Genomic DNA, 19616 nt, shown 5'->3' with positions numbered 1-19616 from the left:
TTGGGCGCGGAATGTTTTAGCCGCTCGATGGTCGATTCAGCATGGCTCCCGCCGACTTGCCAGCAACGCGATGGGGCGGGGTGGTTAAGGTTCACCAGGACGAATCGATCATGTACCTGATTGCCAGGATCATCTGTTTTTGCTTGCTGCCCTTGACTGTTTCAGCCTGGGCGGCCGAGTCGCCGGCAGTCCGGGCCGCTGCCGAGGACAAGGCCCAGGCCCTGGAGCAGAAGGCCGCGGACAAGCAAAGCCCGAAGACCGCGCCCGAGGCCGCTCCCCTGAGCAAGAGCGAAGCCCAGGCCGTCGACCCGGCGGGCCAGGCACCAGTGGACGATGCCCTGACTTGCCTGTCGCGGACCCTCTATTGGGAGGCCAAGGGCGGTGAGGCCGAGGACATGGAGGCGGTGGCCGATGTGGTACTCAATCGCCTGGGCCACGAGGGGTTTCCCGGGACGGTGTGCGAGGTGGTCAAGCAGGGTTCGCAGAAGAGCCCTTGCCAGTTCTCCTGGTGGTGTGATGGCCGTCCGGACCAGGTGGAAGAAGAACAGCGCTACAGCGTTGCCAAGGAGATCGCCCGCAAGGCCTTGAACCAGCAGCTCAAGGACCGCACCGGCGGTGCGCTGTACTTTCACGATCGCAGTGCTTCGCCGGATTGGGCCCGGGCCTACATCAAGACCGTCGAGATCGGCAGCTTCCTGTTCTACCGGCCCAAGGATGTGGCCGCCCGCTAGCGCACGGCGTTAGGGCGTTGGCAGATGCTGGCGCTGCCAGCGCTTGGCCAGTGCCCCCAGGCGCTGGCCGACGGACTGCTCGAAGGCTTTCCCATGCACCAGTTCCAGCAGCCTTGTACAGAGCCCATGGTCGAGGGGAAACCCTTGTTCCAGCCACTGGGCCGCACACCGTGGCCAGTAGGGCGAGCCGGAGCCCAGCGCGGTGAGCAGCAGTTCGCGCAGCGATAGCGGCTCGGGCAGCGGTGCCTCGATCTTCAGCTCGGCCACTGCGCCGGGCAGGTCGGCCATGACCCTGGCCCAGGGACGCTCCAGCAGCGGCAGCAGCCAGACATAGCTGAATTCCCGGGTCATGGCTGCTGGGGGAATTGATCGGTGATGGTGTGCCAGTCGGCTTTCGTGGCCACGCAGTGGTGCTTCTGCCGTGGCGCGGTGAAGGCGGTGTCCAGGGTGGCGATGGCGATCGACAGCCAATCGGCGAACTGGCCCCCGGCGTTGTGCCAGAACAGCGAGGAGCCGCAGTGTCCACAGAACTGGCGCAGCACCCCAGGCGAGGACTCGTAGGCCTTGAGCGCAGCGCCTGGGTCGTCGATGGCGAGCTGGGCGCGCAGGGTGCTGGCATAAGTGGCGAAGGCGGCGCCATGGCCCTTGCGGCACTTGCGGCAATGGCAGTGGGTGACGGCCTTGAGTTCACCGTGGACCTGGTAGTTCACGGCGCCACACAGGCAGCTGCCTCGATGGGGGTTCTGCATGTTCACCTCTTGCTTGAAGGGGAAGGGCCTTGGGGCGGTATTGTCATCGCAGGCAAGGCCTTGCTGGAACTCGTTGCCTGGCAATCCCCGCGTCGTGGGGAGCGACATAGTGATCCAGGCACTCCATTGCCTCAATCCCCTCGGTCCATTCTGGTCTCGGTGTGCCGTGGGGGCGTTGCTCCAGCTTCAAGGCAGGTCCAGGCATTCTAACCGGGCTCACTGACGGATAACCTGTAGGCATCGGCCACAGGGCCATGGGAAGAGGGAGGCAAAACATGCAGGGACTGGAACATCGCATTCCGCCACCGGCGATCGCGCTGCTGTGCGCGCTGCTCATGGGGCTTGTGGCCTGGGGGACGCCGGGGTTGGAACTGGGCCACGGTCTACGCCTGGCATTGGCCTTGCCGCTGGTGTGCGCCGGCGTAGGGGTGGCGCTCGCTGGCGTGGTGTCGTTTCGCCGGGCCAGGACCACGGTCAATCCGCTCAAGCCGGGGAACGCCTCGGCGCTGGTCACCTCGGGCATCTACCGCTACACCCGCAACCCGATGTACGCGGGCTTCGCCCTGTGCCTGCTGGCGTGGGGCCTGTACCTGGCCAGCCCCCTGGCGCTATTGGGCGTACCGGGGTTCGTGTTGTACATGAATCGCTGGCAGGTCGGCCCCGAGGAGCGAGCCCTGGAGCGGTTGTTCGGTAGCGGTTTCACGGCTTACCAGCGGCAGGTGCGCCGCTGGCTGTGAACGGGGGCAGGGAGGGTTCAGGCGGCCTGGACCTGCAGTTGCAACTGGCCATCGGTTTCCCGGGCCAGGCCGCTGGCCAGGAACAACGGCACCAGGCGCTGGTGCAGTTGCGGCTCGACGAACTCCTTGACCGTGGCCAGTTCCAGTTCGCCAGGTACCAGCAGCTCGGCCTTGGTGTAGGACAGCCAGGCCTTCTTCAAGGCCTGCAGCACATCGCTACCGGCGGTGGAGGCAAAGCGGCGGCTGGCCACCTGGCCGGAAAACTCGAAGCTGTGGCGGTATTCGTAGCCACTCTCGTCGCCCTGGCTGGCCACGCAGCGGCCGCAGGCACAGGGACCGTCGGCGAAGGCGGCGCGCAGGTAGGCGTTGAACTCGACGATGGGCTTGAGGGCCAGGCGCTTGTCGACTTCGAACAGGTCCCCGGTCATTGTTGCTTCACTGCTCAAGGTCATTTTCCTCATTGGCTGGCGGTGTATTTCTCAAGGGGCGCACCATAACAGCACGATCGGCGCACGGGTACCTTTGTCACCGGTCGGCACCGTCGAGCCCGGCCTGGTCACCTGCTAGGCTGCAAGCCTTGTGATCATCGTGCGCCCAGGCGCACCCCGAGCCTGAGAGGAAGCCTATGTCGATCCATGCTGTGACCGTCACCTGTTTCGCCCAGATGCTGCATACCCTGGAGACCCTGCTGGCCAAGGGCGAGGAGCATGCCCGGGGGCTGGGTTTCGACCCGCAGAACCTGCTGGATGCGCGCCTGGCCCCGGATATGTACGATCTGGCGGCGCAGGTGCGTTTTACCTGTACCCAGGCCCGGGAAGCGGTGGAGCGCCTGAGCGGCCAATCGGTCAGCACACTGCAGACGCCGGCCAACATGGCCGAGGCCAAGGCACTGATCCGCCAGACCGTGGCGTTTCTCGCCGATGCCGATGACCGATTGATCGATGACAGCGGTGCGCGGGCCGTGGCTATCGAACTGCCCAACGCCATCGCCTTCGACATGACTGGCGAGGAGTACGCGCGTAACTGGGCCACGCCACAGTTCTATTTCCACCTGGTCACCGCCTACAACATCCTGCGCCACAACGGTGTGCCGCTGGGCAAGGCCGAGTACGCGCAACACATGCTCGCCTACCTGCGCCAGGCCCCGGTTGCCGGCTGAGCCGTGACCTTGGCCAGTGCCTACAGTGCCGGGCGCTGCAGCTGCACCCATTCCTGCACCGCCGGGCGCTGCCATTGGCGCTGGGCGTAGTCCACCAGGTTCGCCGGTACCGGGTCGCCGTTGAGCACCAGGCGGTTGAGCATCAGCGCCAGGTCGACATCGGCGATGGACCAGGTGTCGAACAGGTACTGGCGCCCGTCCTCCAGCAGCGCTTGCGCCGCATCGATCAGCTTGGCCGCGGCCACCTGGGCCTGGGCCGACAACGGCTCGCCGCGCTGGCCGTAGAACACCACCAGGGTCGAGCGCTCCTGGCGGATCGGCAGCAGGTCGCTGCGCAGCCAGGCCTGTACCTGGCGGGCCTTGGCCCGTTGGCGCGGCGCCTTGGGGTAGACCGGGACCTGGGGGAACAGCTCTTCCAGGTATTCGGTGATGGCCGAGGATTCGGACAGCGCGAACCCTTCATGGATCAGGGTCGGCACCCTTTGGGTCTGGGACAGCCGGGCATAGTCCTGGCTGCGATTCTGCTCGGCGTCGAGGTCCAGCGGGAGCATTTCGAAATCGATGCCTTTCTCCCGTAGCGCCACGAATACGGACATGGCATAGGGGCTGGTGAACTGGGCATCGAGGTACAGGCGCGGGCGGGAAGCGGTCACGGCATGATCTCCAATGGGGGAGCGGACACGCTAGGAGATCCCGGGCGAGAAATACAATGCACGATTTTCATGGGCCTATTCTTCGTGGGAATACTGCGCCGAGCGCCAGCATGCAGATACGCGACCTGGCGGTACGCCCCATTGCCGGATGCCCCGTGCGCAGCCGGCCGCGTGCAGGGGATGGGCGCTCCACGGGCTGCTGGGCAGCGCTTGCCTGGCTAGATGTCCCGGCCGAGAAAGCTCTCGCGATCCACGGGTTTGTCCTTCGCCCGGGCCAGGCGCTTGAACAAGCGACCGTCGATGGCCACCAGGCCCAGGGTGATCAGGGCCATGCCCAGCAGGTGCTTGGCGTGCAGGTGTTCGCCCAGGACCAGGGCGCCCAGCACGATGGCACTGACCGGGATCAGGAACGTCACCAGCATCAGGTTGGTGGCGCCGGCGCTGGCCAGAATGCGGAAGAACAGCACATAGGCCAGGGCCGTGGACAACAGGGCGATGCCCAGCAAGGCGGCCCATACCGGCAGGCTCGGCAGGGCCAGGGTCCAAGGGCGGTCCACCAGCAGTGCCAGGGGCATCAGCAACAGGCTGGAGGCGCAGACCTGGCCGGCGGCGCTGGGCAGCGGGGCAATACCCATGGCCTTGAAGCGCCGGCCGAAGATCCCGGCCAGGGCATAGGACAACGCTGCCCCCAGCACGGCCAGCTGGGCGCCCGACTGCTCACCGAGGCCGGCCAGGGCATCGGTACCGATCATGATCGCCACGCCAATGAACCCCACCGTGACACCGGCCAGCTTGTTGCCGGTGAGTTTTTCGTCGGCGGTCAGCAGGTGGGCCACCAGAACCGCGAACAGGGGCGTGGTGGCATTGAGGATCGCCGCCAGGCTGCTGGCGATGTGGGTCTGGCCCCAGACGATCAGGCTGAAGGGCACCAGGTTGTTGAGCAATCCCATGCCGAGGAACGCTTGCCACGCCTGGCGGTCGGTGGGCAGTTTCAGGCCCGTGATCCGCAGCACTGCCAGCAGGGCAAGGGCCGCCAGGCACAGGCGCAGCAGGACGATGGTCAAGGGCGGCAGCTCCTTGACGGCGATACCGATGAAAAAGAACGAACCGCCCCACAGGATGGACAACACCAGCAACTGGCCCCATTGCGAGGCGCCCATGACATTCTGCTTGGTCATGCCTGTAGCTCCCGTTTGCCGATCGATGATTGAGTCTTGCTCGGATTTTTCGTCCAGTGTTTGCACTTGAAATCGTGCTGGAGCCAATTATCCTGGGATTTTCCAGTCGCTGACAAACCAGCATTTTTCGCTGGATGATTAAGGAAGGCTAAATCATGAGCATGGAGTTGCCGTCCCTCGTCGCGTTACGTGCATTCGAAGCCACGGCGCGCCACCTGAGTGTGACCTTGGCGGCTGGCGAGCTGCACGTCACTCCCGGTGCGGTGAGCCTGCAGATCAAGGAACTGGAAGCGGCCCTGGGCGTGACGCTGTTCGTGCGTCGGCCCCGGCGGTTGCTCCTGACCGCTTCCGGCGAAGAGTACTTCGCCACCTTGCGGACGGCGTTTCGCATGATCCGCGAAGCCACTGCCGAACTGGTGGGGCGCACGCGCCTGGAGGTGCTGGTGCTCAGTTGCACGCCGAGTTTCGCCGTGCAATGGCTGGTGCCGCGCCTGGGGCAATTCGAGGCAAAAAAACCTGGGGTGGATGTACGCATCAGCGCCTGCAACCGGGTGCTCGACCTGGCTCGCGATGGCATCGATCTTGCGGTTCGCCATGGCTTTGGCCGCTACGACGGCCTGGTCAGCGAGCGCCTGCTCGACGATCAGCTGGTGCCGGTGTGCAGCCCGCAGTTGCTGGGTCCGGAGGCCATCCTGACACTGGCCGAGCTGGCGCACCTGTGCCTGCTGCATGACGAACATCGCCATGATTGGCGCCTGTGGCTCGAGGCGGCAGGAGGCGCGTCGCTCGATGAGCATCAGGGGCGGGTATTCGTCGATAGCAACGGGGCCATCGAGGCGGCGAAGGCTGGCCTCGGCGTGGCCCTGGTGCGCCGCTCGCTGGTGGCGCGGGAGCTGGCCGAAGGGACGCTGCTGGCGCCCATGGCACAGGGCATCGCCAGCGATCTGGCCTACTACCTGGTGTATCCGGCCACTGCCCTCGAACGCCCGGCGGTGGCGGCATTGCGCGAGTGGATGCTGATGGAGGCGGGGAGCGCCGTTACCGGCGCTGTTTCGCCGTCCTGAGCGATTCGCTTGGCAATGAACGTCGTTCAACTGTTGTACAAGGTCAGCTGTGCCGCTATTCGAAACCCCGCGCCTTATCGGGCGCCCGCTGTCCCGCGAGGACTTGCCGGCACTGACGGCAATCCTCAGCGACCCTTGGGTGATGAAACATTCCTTGCGTGGCGTGTGCGATGAACAGGCCACCAGCCGGTTCATCGACGAGTGCCTGGTTTGCTACGCCGAACAGGGCATCGGGCCCTGGGCCCTGGTGGAGAGGGGCGCCGGCGAATTGGCGGGGTTCTGCGGAGTCAGTCCCGAACAGGTGGGTGGGGTCCAGGAAGCCAACCTGGGCTATCGCCTGGCCCGGCGTTTCTGGAACCGCGGCCTGGCCACCGAAGCGGTGCGTGGCGTCCTGGCATTGACCTTCGCCCCACCGGGCCTGGACTGCGTGGTGGTGATTATCGAACCGGACCATGGTGCGTCCTTGCGAGTCGCCGAAAAGGCTGGTTTCAGTGAGTACCAGCAGATGGAGTTCCATCAGCGTCCGGTGCGGTTGTATCGCATGGGTGGCCAGCATTGGCAGGCACTTTGCCTTGACGGTTGAGGCGGCATACTGGCCCCGCAGTTCCCGAAGATTCGCCAAAATCACTTTATTTTCAGGTGGTTAGGTGACCTTTATATGCGCCAGGTGTTGATTGCCATGACTTCGTTGGCCCTGCTGGGCTCGGCTGCGACGGCCCAGGCCCGGGAGCTGGCGGCCAATGACCGGTATGTCTGCAGCTGGGGCGCAGGCACGGCTGCCAGGGCCCAGGAGCTGAAGTTGTCCGGGGTATCGCTGTATGCGGCGCGACAGAAGATCCAGGTCTACAAGTTCAGCAAGGGCTGGATGCGCATGATGGCCCTGGGCATCACCGAGCAGACCTACGACAGCCCGTCGCGGATCAGGCCCGAGGCGTTGCGTAAAAGCTTTTACGACGATTGCGTGCGCTACAAGCTGGCCCGGCGCTGAGCCCGAGAGTGAAATGCGGTGAAAAGATGATCATGAATAAAACTTGTGGTCATCAGGATTAAAATGAGTTTGTCTCACTCATGCCGCGCTAATGACAATGGCTGCCATTCCCACAATGGAGTTGTCTGTCATGGCTTTGGCTCATTCCCTCGGATTCCCGCGCATTGGCCGCGACCGCGAACTGAAAAAGGCCCAGGAAGCGTTCTGGAAGGGCGAACTCGATGAAGCCGGCTTGCGCGCCGTTGGTCGCGAGCTGCGCCAGGCGCACTGGGCACTGCAGAAGGACGCCGGTATCGAGTTGCTGCCAGTGGGCGACTTCGCCTGGTACGACCAGGTCCTGACCCACTCCCTGATGTTCGGCGTGATCCCCGAGCGTTTCCGTCCGCAGAACGGCCCGGCTACCCTGCAGACCCTGTTCGGCATGGCTCGCGGTGTCAGCGACAACTGCTGCGGCGGTGCCCATGCCCAGGAGATGACCAAGTGGTTCGACACCAACTACCACTACCTGGTCCCGGAATTCAGCGCCGAGCAGCAGTTCCAGCTGGGCTGGGAACAACTGTTCGAGGAGGTCGAGGAAGCCCGGACCCTGGGTCACCAGGTCAAGCCGGTGGTGCTTGGCCCGCTGACCTACCTGTGGCTGGGCAAGGCCAAGGGCGCCGACTTCGACAAGCTGGAGCTACTGGAGCGCTTGCTGCCGTTGTACGGGCAGATCTTCCAGCGCCTGGCGGCGCAAGGCGTGGAGTGGGTGCAGATCGATGAACCGATCCTGGTGCTGGACCTGCCCCAGGACTGGAAGAACGCCTTCGAGCGTGCCTACAACCTGATCCAGCGCGATCCGCTGAAGAAGCTGCTTGCCACCTATTTCGGCGGGCTGGAGGAGAACCTCGGCCTGGCCGCCAACCTGCCGGTGGACGGCCTGCACGTCGACCTGGTGCGCGGCCCTGACCAATTCCCGAGCATTCTCGACCGCCTGCCGGCCTACAAGGTGCTGTCGCTGGGGGTGGTCAACGGTCGCAACGTCTGGCGCTGCGACCTGGAAAAGGCCCTGGCGACCCTGCGCCATGCCCATGAGCGGGTCGGCGAGCGGCTGTGGGTGGCGCCTTCCTGCTCCCTGTTGCACAGCCCGGTGGACCTGGCCCGGGAAGACCAGCTCGATGCCGAGCTCAAGGGCTGGCTGGCCTTCGCCGTGCAGAAGTGCGAGGAAGTGGCGCTGCTGGCCCAGGCGGTCGACCATCCAGAGGCACCGCAAGTGCTCAAGGCCCTGGAGCAGAGCCGGGCGCTCCAGCTCGGCCGGGCCGCCTCGCCGCGCATCCACAAGCCCGCAGTGCAAGCGCGGGTGGCGGCGATCGGCGCCCGGGATAGCCAGCGCCAGTCGCCATTCGCCCAACGGATCGCCAAGCAGCGCGCCGGCCTGGATCTGCCGTTGTTCCCCACCACCACCATCGGTTCGTTCCCGCAGACGACCTCCATCCGCCTGGCGCGCCAGTCGTTCAAGCAGGGCAAGCTGAGCGCCGCCGAATACACCGAGGCGATGCAGAGCGAGATTCGCCATGCGGTACAGGTGCAGGAGCGCCTGGGCCTGGACGTACTGGTGCACGGCGAGGCCGAGCGCAACGACATGGTGGAGTACTTCGCCGAGCAACTGGACGGCTACCTGTTCACCCGTTTCGGCTGGGTGCAGAGCTACGGTTCGCGCTGCGTCAAGCCGGCGGTGATCTTCGGCGACCTGAGCCGCCCACGGGCCATGACCGTGGAGTGGATCCGCTACGCCCAGGGCCTGACCGACAAGGTGATGAAGGGCATGCTCACCGGGCCGGTGACCATGCTGATGTGGTCGTTCCCCCGGGAGGACGTGTCCCGCGAGGTCCAGGCGCGGCAGCTGGCCCTGGCCATTCGCGACGAAGTGCTGGACCTGGAAGCCGCTGGTATCCGCATCGTGCAGATCGACGAAGCGGCGTTCCGTGAAGGCCTGCCGCTGCGCCGGGCGCAATGGCAACACTACCTGGATTGGGCCACCGAGGTGTTCCGCCTGTGCGCCTCCGGGGTGCGCGACGAAACCCAGATCCACACCCACATGTGCTACAGCGAGTTCAACGATGTGATCGACTCCATCGCGGCCATGGACGCCGACGTGATCACCATCGAGACCTCGCGCTCGGACATGGAGCTGCTGGAGGCCTTCGAGACCTTCGCCTATCCGAACGAGATTGGCCCGGGGGTCTACGACATCCATTCGCCGCGGGTGCCGGACGCCTCGGAAATGGCCAACCTGCTGCGCAAGGCGGCCAAGCGTATTCCCGCCGAGCGCTTGTGGGTCAACCCGGACTGTGGCCTGAAAACCCGTGGCTGGGCAGAAACCGAAGCGGCCCTGGTCCACATGGTCGCCGCTGCCCGCCAGTTGCGCAGGGAACTGGCCTGACAGTCGTTTGCGTGGCCTTTTAGCCGGGACTCCCAATGGGGTTCCGGCTTTTTTGTGCCCACTGAACAGCAAGGCCGGGTAACGACGCTTGGCGTAACCGGGCATCTGATACGTATTTTTCTGGTTTATCTGCATCTGTTATCAGCACAGCCGAGCTTGGAAAATGGCGCACCCGCCCGGCCCCTGGCTGGAGAGCGGGCCCGCTGCACCCTAATATTCAGGAGGTCCGATGACCAAGATGGCGTTGTTCTTGTTTGGGTTTCTGGTCTTGACCATCACTATCGGTGCACTTGCCACTATCTCCCCGACCTGAAGCCGGGTCGCCCCAGGCTGCGGTGGCTCGCTTCAAGGCGTGCTGCCGTTGCAGCTTCTGATTGCTCCATTGCTTGCGTTGAAGATGGTTCATCCACCTTGGCAGTGGGCGTTGCGCCATAGCACCGAGTTGCGCCACCCTGGCGCACCCTCATTGCAATGGATTGCCGACATGAACCCCATCCTTTCCTGCTCCTGCCAGCTACGGTCGCTTGCCGGAGCCGGGCGATGAGCGCCGCCCTGGCGTTGCTCGGCAGTTACCTGCTGTACCTGTTTCCGGGCCTGGTGCTGTATGCGCTGTGGTTCGGCCTGACTCCCAGGCATCTGGTGGGGCTGCGCATCGCCATCCTGCTGCTGGGGTTCGTGCTGTTGCGGGATGTGATGACGCCGTTGCAGTTGTGGTCCCTGGGCGCTGGCACACAGATCGGCTTCATCGCCAACCCGATGGTGTTGGCGGGCCTGGGCCTGCTGTCGTTGGCAACGCTCGCCTGTCTGGCGAGCGTTGCTGCACAACTCTGGAAACTGGTGGTCTGGGAGCGTCGCGGGTGGCTGTCGGGCCTCGCCCTGGGGCTGCTCGGCGGTATGGCGCTGGGCTTGCCGTTGCGCCTCCATGCCGGGATCGACCTGGACCAGGCTACCGGCTCCTGGTTGCTGGGCATGGCCCTGTTGGCCCTGGGCGGCAATGCCCTGGAGGAAGTGCTGTTCCGTGGCCTGTTGCAGGGATATCTGGAGCAAAGTTGTGCACCTTGGCGAGCAGCCTTGCTCAGCGCCCTGGCATTCGCTGCCTGCCATGCCTTCCTGGCTTTCAGCGTTACCAGCGCTGGTTGGCCGGTGTTGCTGTTCACCCTGCTGGAAGGCTTGATCTGCGCCGGCTTGCGCATGCGGCATGGGGTGCTGGCGGCGATCGCCGCCCACGCCACGGTGATCTGGTTGATCGCCGTGCCGATGTGAGCGGCGCCAGGTTGCCTATTTGGAGAACTTGCGCGCGCCGACGACGCAGAGGATCACTGCAATCGTCACCCCGAGCATGCCCAGGCTGACCTGTTCATGCAGCAGGCCGGCGGCCAGGCCGAGGCCGAAGAAGGGCTGCAGCAGCTGCAATTGGCCGACGGCGGCGATTCCGCCCTGGGCCAGCCCGCGATACCAGAACACAAAGCCGATCAGCATGCTGAACAGCGAGACATAGGCCAGGCTGGTCCAGGCCGGCAGGCTGATGCCGCTGAAGGTGGACGGCAGGGTGAACAGGGTCAGGGCGATCATCAGCGGCAGCGACAACACCAGCGCCCAGGAAATCACCTGCCAGCCGCCCAGGGTCCGCGACAGCTTGGCACCCTCTGCGTAGCCCAGGCCGCAGACCAGCACCGACAGCAGCATCAGCAAGTCGCCCTGGGGCGAAGCCGTCAGGCCCTGGGCGAAGGCATAACCCATCACCAGCAAGCTGCCCAGGATCGAGAACAGCCAGAACACCGGGCGTGGCCGCTCGCCGCCACGGATCACCCCGAACACCGCGGTGGCCAGCGGCAGCAGGCCGAGGAACACGATGGAGTGGGCCGAGGTCACGTACTGCAGGGCCAGGGCGGTCAGCAGCGGGAAGCCCAGGACCACGCCCAGGGCGACTACCGCCAAGGGCAGCAGTTGCGGCTTGCTCGGGCGCCGCTCCTTGAACAGCAACAGGATCGCCAGGGCCAGTATCCCGGCGATGGTGGCGCGGGCGACGGTGAGGAACAACGGATCGAACTCGGCGACCGCGACCCGGGTCGCCGGCAGCGAGCCGCTGAAGATCAGCACGCCGAGGAAGCCGTTGAGCCAACCGCTGGAGGTTTTCTCCAGCACGGGGGATTGCAGGTTCGATGTCCGTTCCATTGAGGGGTCTCGCTTGAAGTGGCAAATTCAGGCCGGCATTGCGCCAAGCCTTGCGTCGGATCCATCCTAGGATTGAGAATCAGCACAATCAAAAAATTGTCATGGATACAGCGCCTATGGCCCGTGCCCGCTACAAGCAATTGGTCGACGCCTTCGCCGGTGATATCCGCAGTGGCGTGCTGGCACCCGGCAGCCGCCTGCCGACCCACCGCGAGCTGGCGGCAAGGGAAGGCCTGGCCCTGGTCACCGCATCCAGGGTGTATGCCGAACTGGAGGCCATGGGGCTGGTCAGCGGTGAAACCGGGCGTGGCACCTTTGTCCGCGAGACTGCCTTGCCGCCAGGGCAGGGTGTGGACCAGCAGGCCACCGCAGCCGGCACCCTGGACCTGAACTTCAACTACCCATCCTTGCCTGGCCAGGCCGAACTGCTGCGCGGCGCCTTGCGCCAGTTGGCCTCCAGTGGCGACCTGGAGGCCTTGCTGCGCTACCAGCCCCATGCCGGGCGGCCCCATGAGCGAGCCCTGGTGGCGCGCTACTTGGCCAGCCATGGGCTGGTGGTGGAGGGCGAGCAAGTGCTGATGGTCAGCGGTGCCCAGCATGGATTGTCGATTGCCGCCATGGCATTGCTCAAGCCCGGCGATGTGGTGGCTACCGATGCCCTGACCTACCCGGGTTTCAAGGTGGTGGCGGACGCCCATGGCCTGGAGTTGCTGGCCATTTCACTGACGCCGCAGGGGCCGGATCTTGCGGCCTTCGAGCGCCTGTGCCGGCAGCGGCGGGTGCGGGCGGTGTATGCCATGCCGACCTTGCACAATCCCATGGGCTGGGTCCTGGACCTGGCCTGGCGCCAGCGCCTGGTGGCGATCGCCCGGGAGCGGCGGCTGCTGATCATCGAGGATGGAGCCTATGGGTTTCTCGCCGAGGACCCGCCACCGCCCCTGGCCGCCCTGGCCCCGGACCTCACCCTGTATGTGTCGGGGTTCTCGAAGAATGTCGCGGCTGGTTTGCGAGTGGGTTACCTGGTGGCGCCTGCGGCCTGGACCCAGGCCCTGGAGCGGGCGATCCGCGCCACCACCTGGAGCAATCCCGGGGTGATGAGCGCCATGGCCTGTGCCTGGATCGAGGACGGCACCGTGGCCCGCCTGGAGCAGGAGAAACGCGCCGATGCACGCCAGCGCCAGGCCCTGGCGCGGGAGTTGTTGACGGGGCTGGAGATCCTCGGCCACCCCGGCTCCTACTTCCTCTGGCTGGCATTGCCCGAGGAGGTGCGGGCCGACCAGGTGGCCATGGCGCTGCTGCGCGAGAAGGTCTCGGTGTCTACGGCCGAGCCTTTCGTTTGCGCCGGTCCGGTGCCCCACGCCATTCGCCTGGCCCTGGGCTCGGTGAGCCTGGCGGAGCTGCGCGAGGCGTTGCTCAAGGTGCGTAGGGTGATCGCCGGCTATGCGTTCTGAAGCGGCAGGCTACAGGCTTGCCGCTCGCGACTCGCGGCTGTCCCTCAGAGCTTGAACTGGTTCACCAGGCCGTTGAGGTCCACCGCCAGGCGCGACAGTTCCTGGCTGGCGGCGTTGCTCTGGTTGGCGCCGGCCGAGGTCTGGGTCGACAGGTCGCGAATGTTGACCAGGTTGCGATCCACCTCGCGGGCCACCTGGGCCTGTTCTTCGCTGGCGCTGGCGATCACCAGGTTGCGCTCGTTGATCGAGGTGATGGCCTGGGTGATCTGGTCCAGGGCCAGCCCCGAGGCTTGCGCCGCCTCCAGGGTCAGGTGCGCCCGTTCATTGCTGGTGCGCATGGCGCTGACCGCACCCTCGGTGCCTTCTTCGATGGTGTTGATCATGCTTTCGATTTCCTGGGTCGACTGCTGGGTACGATGGGCCAGCGCCCGCACCTCGTCGGCGACCACCGCGAAACCACGCCCGGCGTCCCCGGCCCGCGCCGCTTCGATGGCGGCATTGAGGGCCAGCAGGTTGGTTTGCTCGGCGATGGAGCGGATCACCTCCAGCACCTGGCCGATGTTGCGCACATCCACCGCCAGGTGTTCGACCCGCTCGCAGGTCTGGGTCACGTCCTGGGCCAGCTGGCCGATGGAGTCGACGGTGTGCTGCACCTGCTCGCGGCCATGGTGGGCGGTGCGGTCGGTTTCCTTGGACGCCTCGGAGGTGCTCACGGCGTTACGCGCTACCTCTTCCACGGCGGCGGTCATCTCGTTGACCGCGGTAGCCGCCTGTTCCACTTCGTCGCTTTGCTGGTGCAGGGTCTGGCTGGAGTGATCGGTCACCGCATGCAGCTCCTCGGCGGCCGAGGCCAGCTGGTTCGAGGAGTCGGCGATGCGCTGCAGAGTGTTGCGCAGGCTGGCCTGCATGGTCTGCAGGGCTTGCAGCAGGCGCGCCGGTTCGTCCTTGCCGCTGATGGCGATGCTCTGGCCCAGGTCACCGCTGGCGATGGTCTCGGCCACGCCCAGGGCCTGGCCCAGGGGACGCACGATGCTGCGGGTGAGCAACAGGGCCAGGGCGATGGTCAGGGCCACGACCACCAGCAGGATCATCACCACCATGGTGATGGCGCTCTGGAACACCTGGCTGCTTTTCTCGGCGGCGGCGACCCCGCCCCGGGTGTTGATGTCGATGATGCTCAACAGCTCCTTGAGCATGGCGTCGGCGTTGACCAGGAACGATCCGCCGTCGACGATGTTCACCGCTGCTTCCTTGTGGCCCTGGCGAACCTCTTCCAGCACCTGGTGCTGGTCCTTCGCATAAGCCGCCCTGGCGTTGAGGTAACGCTCGTAGGCGGCCCGTTCCTCGGGTTCGCTGATCAATTGTTCGTAGGTGGCCTGCTGGCGGTCCAGTTGCTGTTCGAGCTGCTCGACCCGGGCCAGCAGCGCCTGGACGGCGCTGGCCTCACGGACCACCAGCATGCGCAGGGTGATGGTGCGGATCTGGGTGCTGGTCAGGGCTACGGCATTGGCGGCGACGATGGAGGGTTGCCAGTTCTGGTCGACCTCAAGGGATTGCTGGTTCATGCGCTGCATTTCCAGCAACGAGAAGCCCCCCAGGCCCAGTGCGAGCAAGGCGATCAGGGCGAAGCTGAGCCCTGCGCGGCGGGATATGTTCATCGTTCTCAAGAGCATGACGGTGTTCCTTGTGGCAGCAAAAAGCGCAACCGGCGGGCAGCGCGCGGTTGCATCGGTGCGGCGCGCTATGGAGCAGGCTCCATGGCGCCGTCGGCGTTTTTGCACACAAGGCTGGCACCAGGCGCATCTGGCGGCGCCTTTGGCGAGCGTTATCCAGTGTAGGCGGGGGCACGTCCCCGAGCCGGAAAACCGCCTAATGATAGCACAATGACATGTCTTTCGGGCGGTTTGCTGAAGGGATTCAGCCGGTCTGTTCCAGGAAGAAGCCCGCGACCGCCTCGGCACTGGCGGCCGGGTGTTCCTGCATGAAGCAGTGGTGGCCGTCGAGCACCTGGGTATGCAGGTGCCGGTTGATGGTGGCCCAGCGCTCGATCGAGCGGGCGACATAGGGGTAGCTGTCGCGCCCGCGGATTGCCAGGGTCGGGGTGCGGATCTGGCCCAGGGCCTGCCACAAGCGTCGGGGAACGGAGCTGAAGATATCCACTTCACGCTCGGGCGCGCACTTGAGCGCCACGCCCTGGCCGTCATCCTTCAGGCCGTGCTCGATATAGGCGGCCAGGGCCTCGGTGCTCCAGCCCTTGAACACCCCGCGGTTGGCCAAGGCAGCCCGGGCCGCGGCGCGGTCGGGCCAGTGGCGTCGACGGACGGCGGCCTTGCGCGCCAGGCTGTGGCGGCGGTTCAGGCCCAGCACCGACAGCACCCGCAGCGAGCTGATCATCGAGGGGGTGAACAGCACCGGATCGAGCAGCACGGCCTTGGCGAACAGTTGCGGGCGCTCGGCCAGCACCAGGCAGGTCAGTACCGCGCCGAAGCTGTGGCCCAGGGCATAGCGCGGCACTGCGCCGTAGTCCCCCAGTCCGGCCTCGAAGGCTTCGGCGGCCAGTTGCGCGGTGCGGTTCCAGCCCAGGAAAGGGCCACCATGGTCACTATCGCCGTGGCCCTGGACGTCGCTGAGCCACAGGTCGAAAGACTCGGCCAGCAGCGCCAGCATCGGTTGGTAGGCCATGGCGCAGAAGCCATTGCCATGGAGAAAGTGCAGCAACGGCTTGCCCGAGGGCACGGAACGCAGGCCGCGCAGGGTGAAGCCTTCGCGGCACGGGTGGGACCAGGGAATCAACTGCATGGAGCCTCGACAGGGGCGGTGGGCACAGTCGGGCATTGTCGACGGGCTGCAATTGGAGTCAAGGGTCGATCCGGACCGCCTCCAGCACTAGCGCTCCTGGAGCTGGCGGAACGACAGGCTGATGCGCTCGCCGGCGCCCGGCGCCTTGGGAATCGCATGCAGCCACTGGGTCTGCAAGGCGTCGGACATATGCAGCAGCGAACCGGCGCCCAGGTTGTACTCGTGGATCTGGCCACTTTGCTTGTGCTTGAACAGCATGCTGCGCGCATGCCCCAGGGAAATCACCACCACGCCGGTGCCTGGCACCAGTTGTTCGTTGGCATCGGAATGAAAGCCCATGGAGGATTGGCCGTCGGGGTAGAAGTTGAGCAGGCAATTATTGGGACGAAACCCCAGCAATTGCTCGATGGCCGGGCACAGCCGCTCCAGCATCTCGGGCATGGGTACCGCCGGGTAGCTGATCTGCGAATAGTCGTAGGGCAGGCCGAAGCTGGCAGTCTTGCGCGCGCGCATGCGCTCGTCCCAGGACACCGAGGCCTTGAGCTGCTCGAACAGCGCGAGGGGATCGGGAATGAAACTGACGACGAAGTCGATATCGGGTGGGGTCATGCTGGGCCTGCCTTGGCTGGAGAAAGAAAATGACGGGAGTGGGTCGCTGCGAGCTTCAGTGCACTGCCTGGAGCTCCAGGATGCCGCCGCAACGGGCCTGGAGAAACTCCCCGGCCTGTCGTCCCAGCTCGATCCGGGAGGCGCTGATGGCCAGGACCAGGGGCGTCGCGGATAGCGGGTCGATGTCCAGGCGCTGCGTGCTGTCGGCCCGCAGGATCAGGGTCAGTTCCGTCCACTGGTCATCGGCCGCGCTGCGGCTGTTGCCATCGGAATCGACATTGCACCCGGTGCCCCACAGGTGTTCGGCGAGCAGGTAGAAGGCCGGGCGAGGGCCGGGGCCGTGGAGCAGGAATCTAGGCATGGGGGCGAGCGACAGAGGACGGACCGCGACGGTAGCTCGCCCTCGTTGCTTCGTGCAAGTGCCGGCGGGTTCAGCCGCCGTTGGCGCCGAGGATACTCGCCACCTGGCGCGGCTGGCAGTTGAGGTAGGCCGAGGATTTGAGCCAGCGCTGGTCGGGATACCAGGAGAACATGAACTGGCCGTCCTTGAGCTTGTCTATGACCTGGCGCGCCACCTGCGGACGCACGGCCGGGCAGCCCTGGCTGCGGCCGATGCGGCCCTGGCGCTGGCTCCACAAGGGATTCACGTAGTCGGCGGCATGGATCACGATGTCGCGGTCACGGGCTCGGTCGTTGAAGCCCGGTTCCAGGCCATCCATGCGCAGCGAGTAGCCATGGCTGCCTTCGTAGCTTTCCTGGGTGCGGAACAGGCCGAGGCTGGACTGGTAGCTGCCCAGGCGGTTGGAGAATTGCGTGGCGAAGTTTTCCCCGGATTTTTGCCCGTGGGCCACCAGGTCGCGCAGCACCAGCTTCTTGCTGCGCAGGTCGAAGATCCACAGGCGCCGGGCGGTGGAGGGCTGGGAGTAGTCGATCACCGCCAGGTGCCGGGCTTGCCGGGCGCCGCTGCTGACCGCGCACTGCATGGCGCTCAGGGCGCTTTTAAGGGCCTGGGGGTTGAGGTCCGGGGCGGCGTGGGCGAGGCTGGCGTACAGCGTCGGGCTGGTGGTGGGGCGAGGTTTGCTGGAAGCGAAGGAAGGACTGCAAATGGCGCCCAGGGCAAGGGCCGCCAGGCAGAATCGGCACAAGAAGGTCAACATGTCTAAAACATCCCCATGGTCACTTTGGCTCCTGACGTCCTGTCTCCCCGGCAGTCTGGTCTATATGTTTAATTCCCAGGCCTGATTGTTCTCTGCATCTGCCGTAACGCTTGGCCCTCAGCCTGAGGGCAATGGATTGGAGTAAAGCAGTTGTTCAAAAAACACGCATGTTACTTGAGCTTGTGGCTGCTCGCTGCGCCATTGGTCGCGCTGGCCGAGGACTTGCCCCAGGTGCCGGCGAGCCCCCTGCCGGGGGCGCTGGCCCAGCCTGTGCTGGCCTGCCCGGCACTGGCCCCGCGCCTGGACCTGCCGACGCAACAACTGTTGCAGGCGTTCTATCGCGAGCAAGGCGAGCAACCGGTGTGGTCGACCGGGGCCCGCCTGGAACAACTGCAGGCGCAACTGGCGGGCTTGGTCGATGACGGCCTGGACCCTGGGCACTATCGCCTGCCGCCGGCGAGCGCGGGGGGCGATGGCCTGTGCCGCGACATCGATATCAGCCACCAGTACCTGCAAGCCCTGCAGGACCTGCATTACGGGCGCCTGTCGCAGACCCGCTTCGAACCATTGTGGCGGGCCCAGCCGTTGCCGGACGATCGCCAGGGCGTGTTGCTGGCCATTGCCGGACCGGGGCTGGATGACCTCGGTGCGGTATTCGAGCGGGCACGGCCCAACCTCGAGCAGTACCGCAACCTGCGCCGGGCCTATGCCCATGAGCGGCAACAGCCCTTGCCCCATTGGCAGGACGTGGCCGGCGGCCCGCTGTTGCGCCCGCACATGGAGGACAAGCGCGTTCCGGACCTGGCCCTGCGCCTGTACCACGGCGGTTTCCTGGCCAGCCCCAAGGTCAATGCCGATAACATCTACAGCGACGATCTGGTGAGCGCGGTGAAGAGTTTCCAGCTCAGCCACTCGTTGCAGTCCGACGGCGTGGTGGGGGCTGGCACCCTGAAGGAGATGAATGTCAGCCCGGCCCTGCGTCGCGAGCAGTTGCGCATCAACCTCGAACGCCTGCGTTGGCTGGCCCGGGACTTCGAGCCGAACATCGTGTTGGTCAACGTCGCTGCGGCGCAGTTGAGTTTCTACCAGCACGATGCGCTGGTCTGGCAGACCCGCACCCAGGTCGGTCGCGCCGAGCGCCAGACTCCGTTGCTCAAGTCCCAGGTCACGCGCCTGACCCTGAACCCGACCTGGACCGTGCCGCCGACCATTCTCAAGGAAGACAAGCTGCCGCAGATCCGCCGTGACCAGGGTTTCCTCAATCGCCAGAACCTGCAGGTACTGGACGCCAACGGCCAACCCCTGGCCGCCGAGGACATCGACTGGGATCGTCCGGGCAACATCCTCCTGCGCCAGGGCGCCGGGCCGCGTAATCCCCTGGGGCGCATCGCCATCCGTTTTCCCAACCCGTTCTCGGTATACCTGCACGACACGCCGAGCCAGGCGTTGTTCAGCAAGGGGCCGCGGGCCTTCAGCTCGGGCTGCGTGCGGGTGGAGCAGGCGTTGCAGCTGCGCGACTGGCTGCTCAGCCCGGCGGAGCGCTTGCGCACCAACGATTTGCTGGCCACCGGCTTGACCCATGAGTTCCGCCTGGCCAAGCCGGTACCGATCCTGCTCACCTACTGGACGGTGCAGGCCGACAGCCATGGGCAGTTGCTGTACGCACCGGACATCTACGGACATGATCCGCAGCTGTCCACCGCCTTGGGCAGCAAGATCTGACTTGCGCAAACCGCGTCCTGGCCTG

General features: G+C 65.6%; 21 protein-coding genes. 10 read left to right on the top strand and 11 right to left on the bottom strand.

All coding sequences use genetic code 11. The features are described from left to right. Positions 1 to 110 precede the first annotated feature (110 nt). Entirely contained in the window at positions 111 to 731 is a 621-nt protein-coding gene (locus CAG11_RS12695; protein ID WP_085596601.1) for a cell wall hydrolase, read from the top strand. 9 nt (positions 732 to 740) lie between these two features. On the opposite strand, the gene CAG11_RS12690 is transcribed toward CAG11_RS12695, so the two are convergent. Both CAG11_RS12690 and CAG11_RS12685 read right to left on the bottom strand, forming a co-directional pair. Then, entirely contained in the window at positions 741 to 1082 is a 342-nt protein-coding gene (locus CAG11_RS12690) for a hypothetical protein (protein ID WP_085596600.1), read from the bottom strand. Continuing rightward, positions 1079 to 1480, bottom strand: a complete 402-nt coding sequence (locus CAG11_RS12685; protein ID WP_085596667.1) for a GFA family protein — start codon at positions 1478 to 1480, stop codon at positions 1079 to 1081. Before CAG11_RS12685 ends, CAG11_RS12690 begins: the two co-directional genes overlap by 4 nt. 275 nt (positions 1481 to 1755) lie before the next feature. Between CAG11_RS12685 and CAG11_RS12680 the strand changes: the two genes are divergently transcribed. Further along, complete coding sequence (locus tag CAG11_RS12680; RefSeq protein WP_085596599.1) at positions 1756 to 2217, top strand: isoprenylcysteine carboxylmethyltransferase family protein; 462 nt, start codon at positions 1756 to 1758, stop codon at positions 2215 to 2217. Positions 2218 to 2234: 17 nt separating this feature from the next. Here the strand turns inward: CAG11_RS12680 and CAG11_RS12675 are convergent, their stop codons facing one another. Next, positions 2235 to 2669, bottom strand: coding sequence for a hypothetical protein (locus tag CAG11_RS12675; protein ID WP_085596598.1), 435 nt, complete (start codon positions 2667 to 2669; stop codon positions 2235 to 2237). Between the two features lie 173 nt (positions 2670 to 2842). Here CAG11_RS12675 and CAG11_RS12670 point away from each other — a divergent pair, with 173 nt between their 5' ends. Next, entirely contained in the window at positions 2843 to 3376 is a 534-nt protein-coding gene (locus CAG11_RS12670; protein WP_085596597.1) for a DUF1993 family protein, read from the top strand. Positions 3377 to 3396: 20 nt separating this feature from the next. Here the strand turns inward: CAG11_RS12670 and yfcF are convergent, their stop codons facing one another. Both yfcF and CAG11_RS12660 read right to left on the bottom strand, forming a co-directional pair. Beyond that, a complete protein-coding gene (gene yfcF, locus CAG11_RS12665) occupies positions 3397 to 4029 on the bottom strand; it encodes a glutathione transferase (protein WP_085596596.1) in 633 nt (210 codons plus the stop codon). A 218-nt stretch (positions 4030 to 4247) separates the two neighbouring features. Then, complete coding sequence (locus CAG11_RS12660; RefSeq protein ID WP_085596595.1) at positions 4248 to 5207, bottom strand: DMT family transporter; 960 nt, start codon at positions 5205 to 5207, stop codon at positions 4248 to 4250. A 155-nt stretch (positions 5208 to 5362) separates the two neighbouring features. Between CAG11_RS12660 and gcvA the strand changes: the two genes are divergently transcribed. From gcvA to CAG11_RS12635, 5 genes are all read left to right on the top strand, one after another. Next, positions 5363 to 6271 carry a transcriptional regulator GcvA gene (gene gcvA, locus CAG11_RS12655; RefSeq protein ID WP_085596594.1) on the top strand — a complete coding sequence of 303 codons (909 nt, stop codon included), beginning with the start codon at positions 5363 to 5365 and terminating at the stop codon, positions 6269 to 6271. Between the two features lie 49 nt (positions 6272 to 6320). After that, the gene (locus CAG11_RS12650; RefSeq protein WP_085596593.1) at positions 6321 to 6854 is read left to right on the top strand and encodes a GNAT family N-acetyltransferase; all 534 of its coding nucleotides are present in this window, start codon (positions 6321 to 6323) and stop codon (positions 6852 to 6854) included. 75 nt (positions 6855 to 6929) lie between these two features. Next, positions 6930 to 7259, top strand: coding sequence for a hypothetical protein (locus tag CAG11_RS12645; RefSeq protein ID WP_085596592.1), 330 nt, complete (start codon positions 6930 to 6932; stop codon positions 7257 to 7259). 130 nt (positions 7260 to 7389) lie between these two features. Continuing rightward, complete coding sequence (metE, locus tag CAG11_RS12640) at positions 7390 to 9678, top strand: 5-methyltetrahydropteroyltriglutamate--homocysteine S-methyltransferase (RefSeq protein WP_085596591.1); 2289 nt, start codon at positions 7390 to 7392, stop codon at positions 9676 to 9678. 540 nt (positions 9679 to 10218) lie between these two features. Beyond that, the gene (locus CAG11_RS12635) at positions 10219 to 10941 is read left to right on the top strand and encodes a type II CAAX prenyl endopeptidase Rce1 family protein (RefSeq protein WP_085596590.1); all 723 of its coding nucleotides are present in this window, start codon (positions 10219 to 10221) and stop codon (positions 10939 to 10941) included. Positions 10942 to 10956: 15 nt separating this feature from the next. Here CAG11_RS12635 and CAG11_RS12630 read toward each other — a convergent pair whose 3' ends face one another. Further along, positions 10957 to 11853, bottom strand: a complete 897-nt coding sequence (locus CAG11_RS12630; protein ID WP_085596589.1) for a DMT family transporter — start codon at positions 11851 to 11853, stop codon at positions 10957 to 10959. Positions 11854 to 11969: 116 nt separating this feature from the next. On the opposite strand from CAG11_RS12630, the gene CAG11_RS12625 reads away from it, so the two are divergent. After that, a complete protein-coding gene (locus CAG11_RS12625; protein WP_085596588.1) occupies positions 11970 to 13304 on the top strand; it encodes a PLP-dependent aminotransferase family protein in 1335 nt (444 codons plus the stop codon). Positions 13305 to 13348: 44 nt separating this feature from the next. Here CAG11_RS12625 and CAG11_RS12620 read toward each other — a convergent pair whose 3' ends face one another. The 5 genes from CAG11_RS12620 to CAG11_RS12600 form a co-directional block, all read right to left on the bottom strand. Beyond that, positions 13349 to 14977 carry a methyl-accepting chemotaxis protein gene (locus CAG11_RS12620; RefSeq protein ID WP_085596587.1) on the bottom strand — a complete coding sequence of 543 codons (1629 nt, stop codon included), beginning with the start codon at positions 14975 to 14977 and terminating at the stop codon, positions 13349 to 13351. A 244-nt stretch (positions 14978 to 15221) separates the two neighbouring features. Beyond that, a complete protein-coding gene (locus CAG11_RS12615) occupies positions 15222 to 16103 on the bottom strand; it encodes an alpha/beta fold hydrolase (RefSeq protein WP_022643758.1) in 882 nt (293 codons plus the stop codon). An 87-nt stretch (positions 16104 to 16190) separates the two neighbouring features. After that, a complete protein-coding gene (locus CAG11_RS12610; RefSeq protein ID WP_085596586.1) occupies positions 16191 to 16712 on the bottom strand; it encodes an alpha-ketoglutarate-dependent dioxygenase AlkB in 522 nt (173 codons plus the stop codon). Between the two features lie 55 nt (positions 16713 to 16767). Further along, positions 16768 to 17073 (bottom strand): hypothetical protein, encoded by a 306-nt coding sequence (locus tag CAG11_RS12605; RefSeq protein WP_085596585.1) that lies wholly within the window; start codon positions 17071 to 17073, stop codon positions 16768 to 16770. Positions 17074 to 17143: 70 nt separating this feature from the next. Continuing rightward, complete coding sequence (locus CAG11_RS12600; protein WP_022643762.1) at positions 17144 to 17869, bottom strand: murein L,D-transpeptidase catalytic domain family protein; 726 nt, start codon at positions 17867 to 17869, stop codon at positions 17144 to 17146. Between the two features lie 150 nt (positions 17870 to 18019). Here CAG11_RS12600 and CAG11_RS12595 point away from each other — a divergent pair, with 150 nt between their 5' ends. Continuing rightward, positions 18020 to 19591 (top strand): murein L,D-transpeptidase, encoded by a 1572-nt coding sequence (locus CAG11_RS12595; protein WP_085596584.1) that lies wholly within the window; start codon positions 18020 to 18022, stop codon positions 19589 to 19591. Positions 19592 to 19616 lie beyond the last annotated feature (25 nt).

The sequence above is a fragment of the Pseudomonas sp. B6(2017) genome, assembly GCF_002112765.1.
GTDB classification, from domain to species: Bacteria; Pseudomonadota; Gammaproteobacteria; order Pseudomonadales; family Pseudomonadaceae; genus Aquipseudomonas; species Aquipseudomonas piscis.
This window is presented reverse-complemented; position numbering and strand designations above follow the sequence as displayed.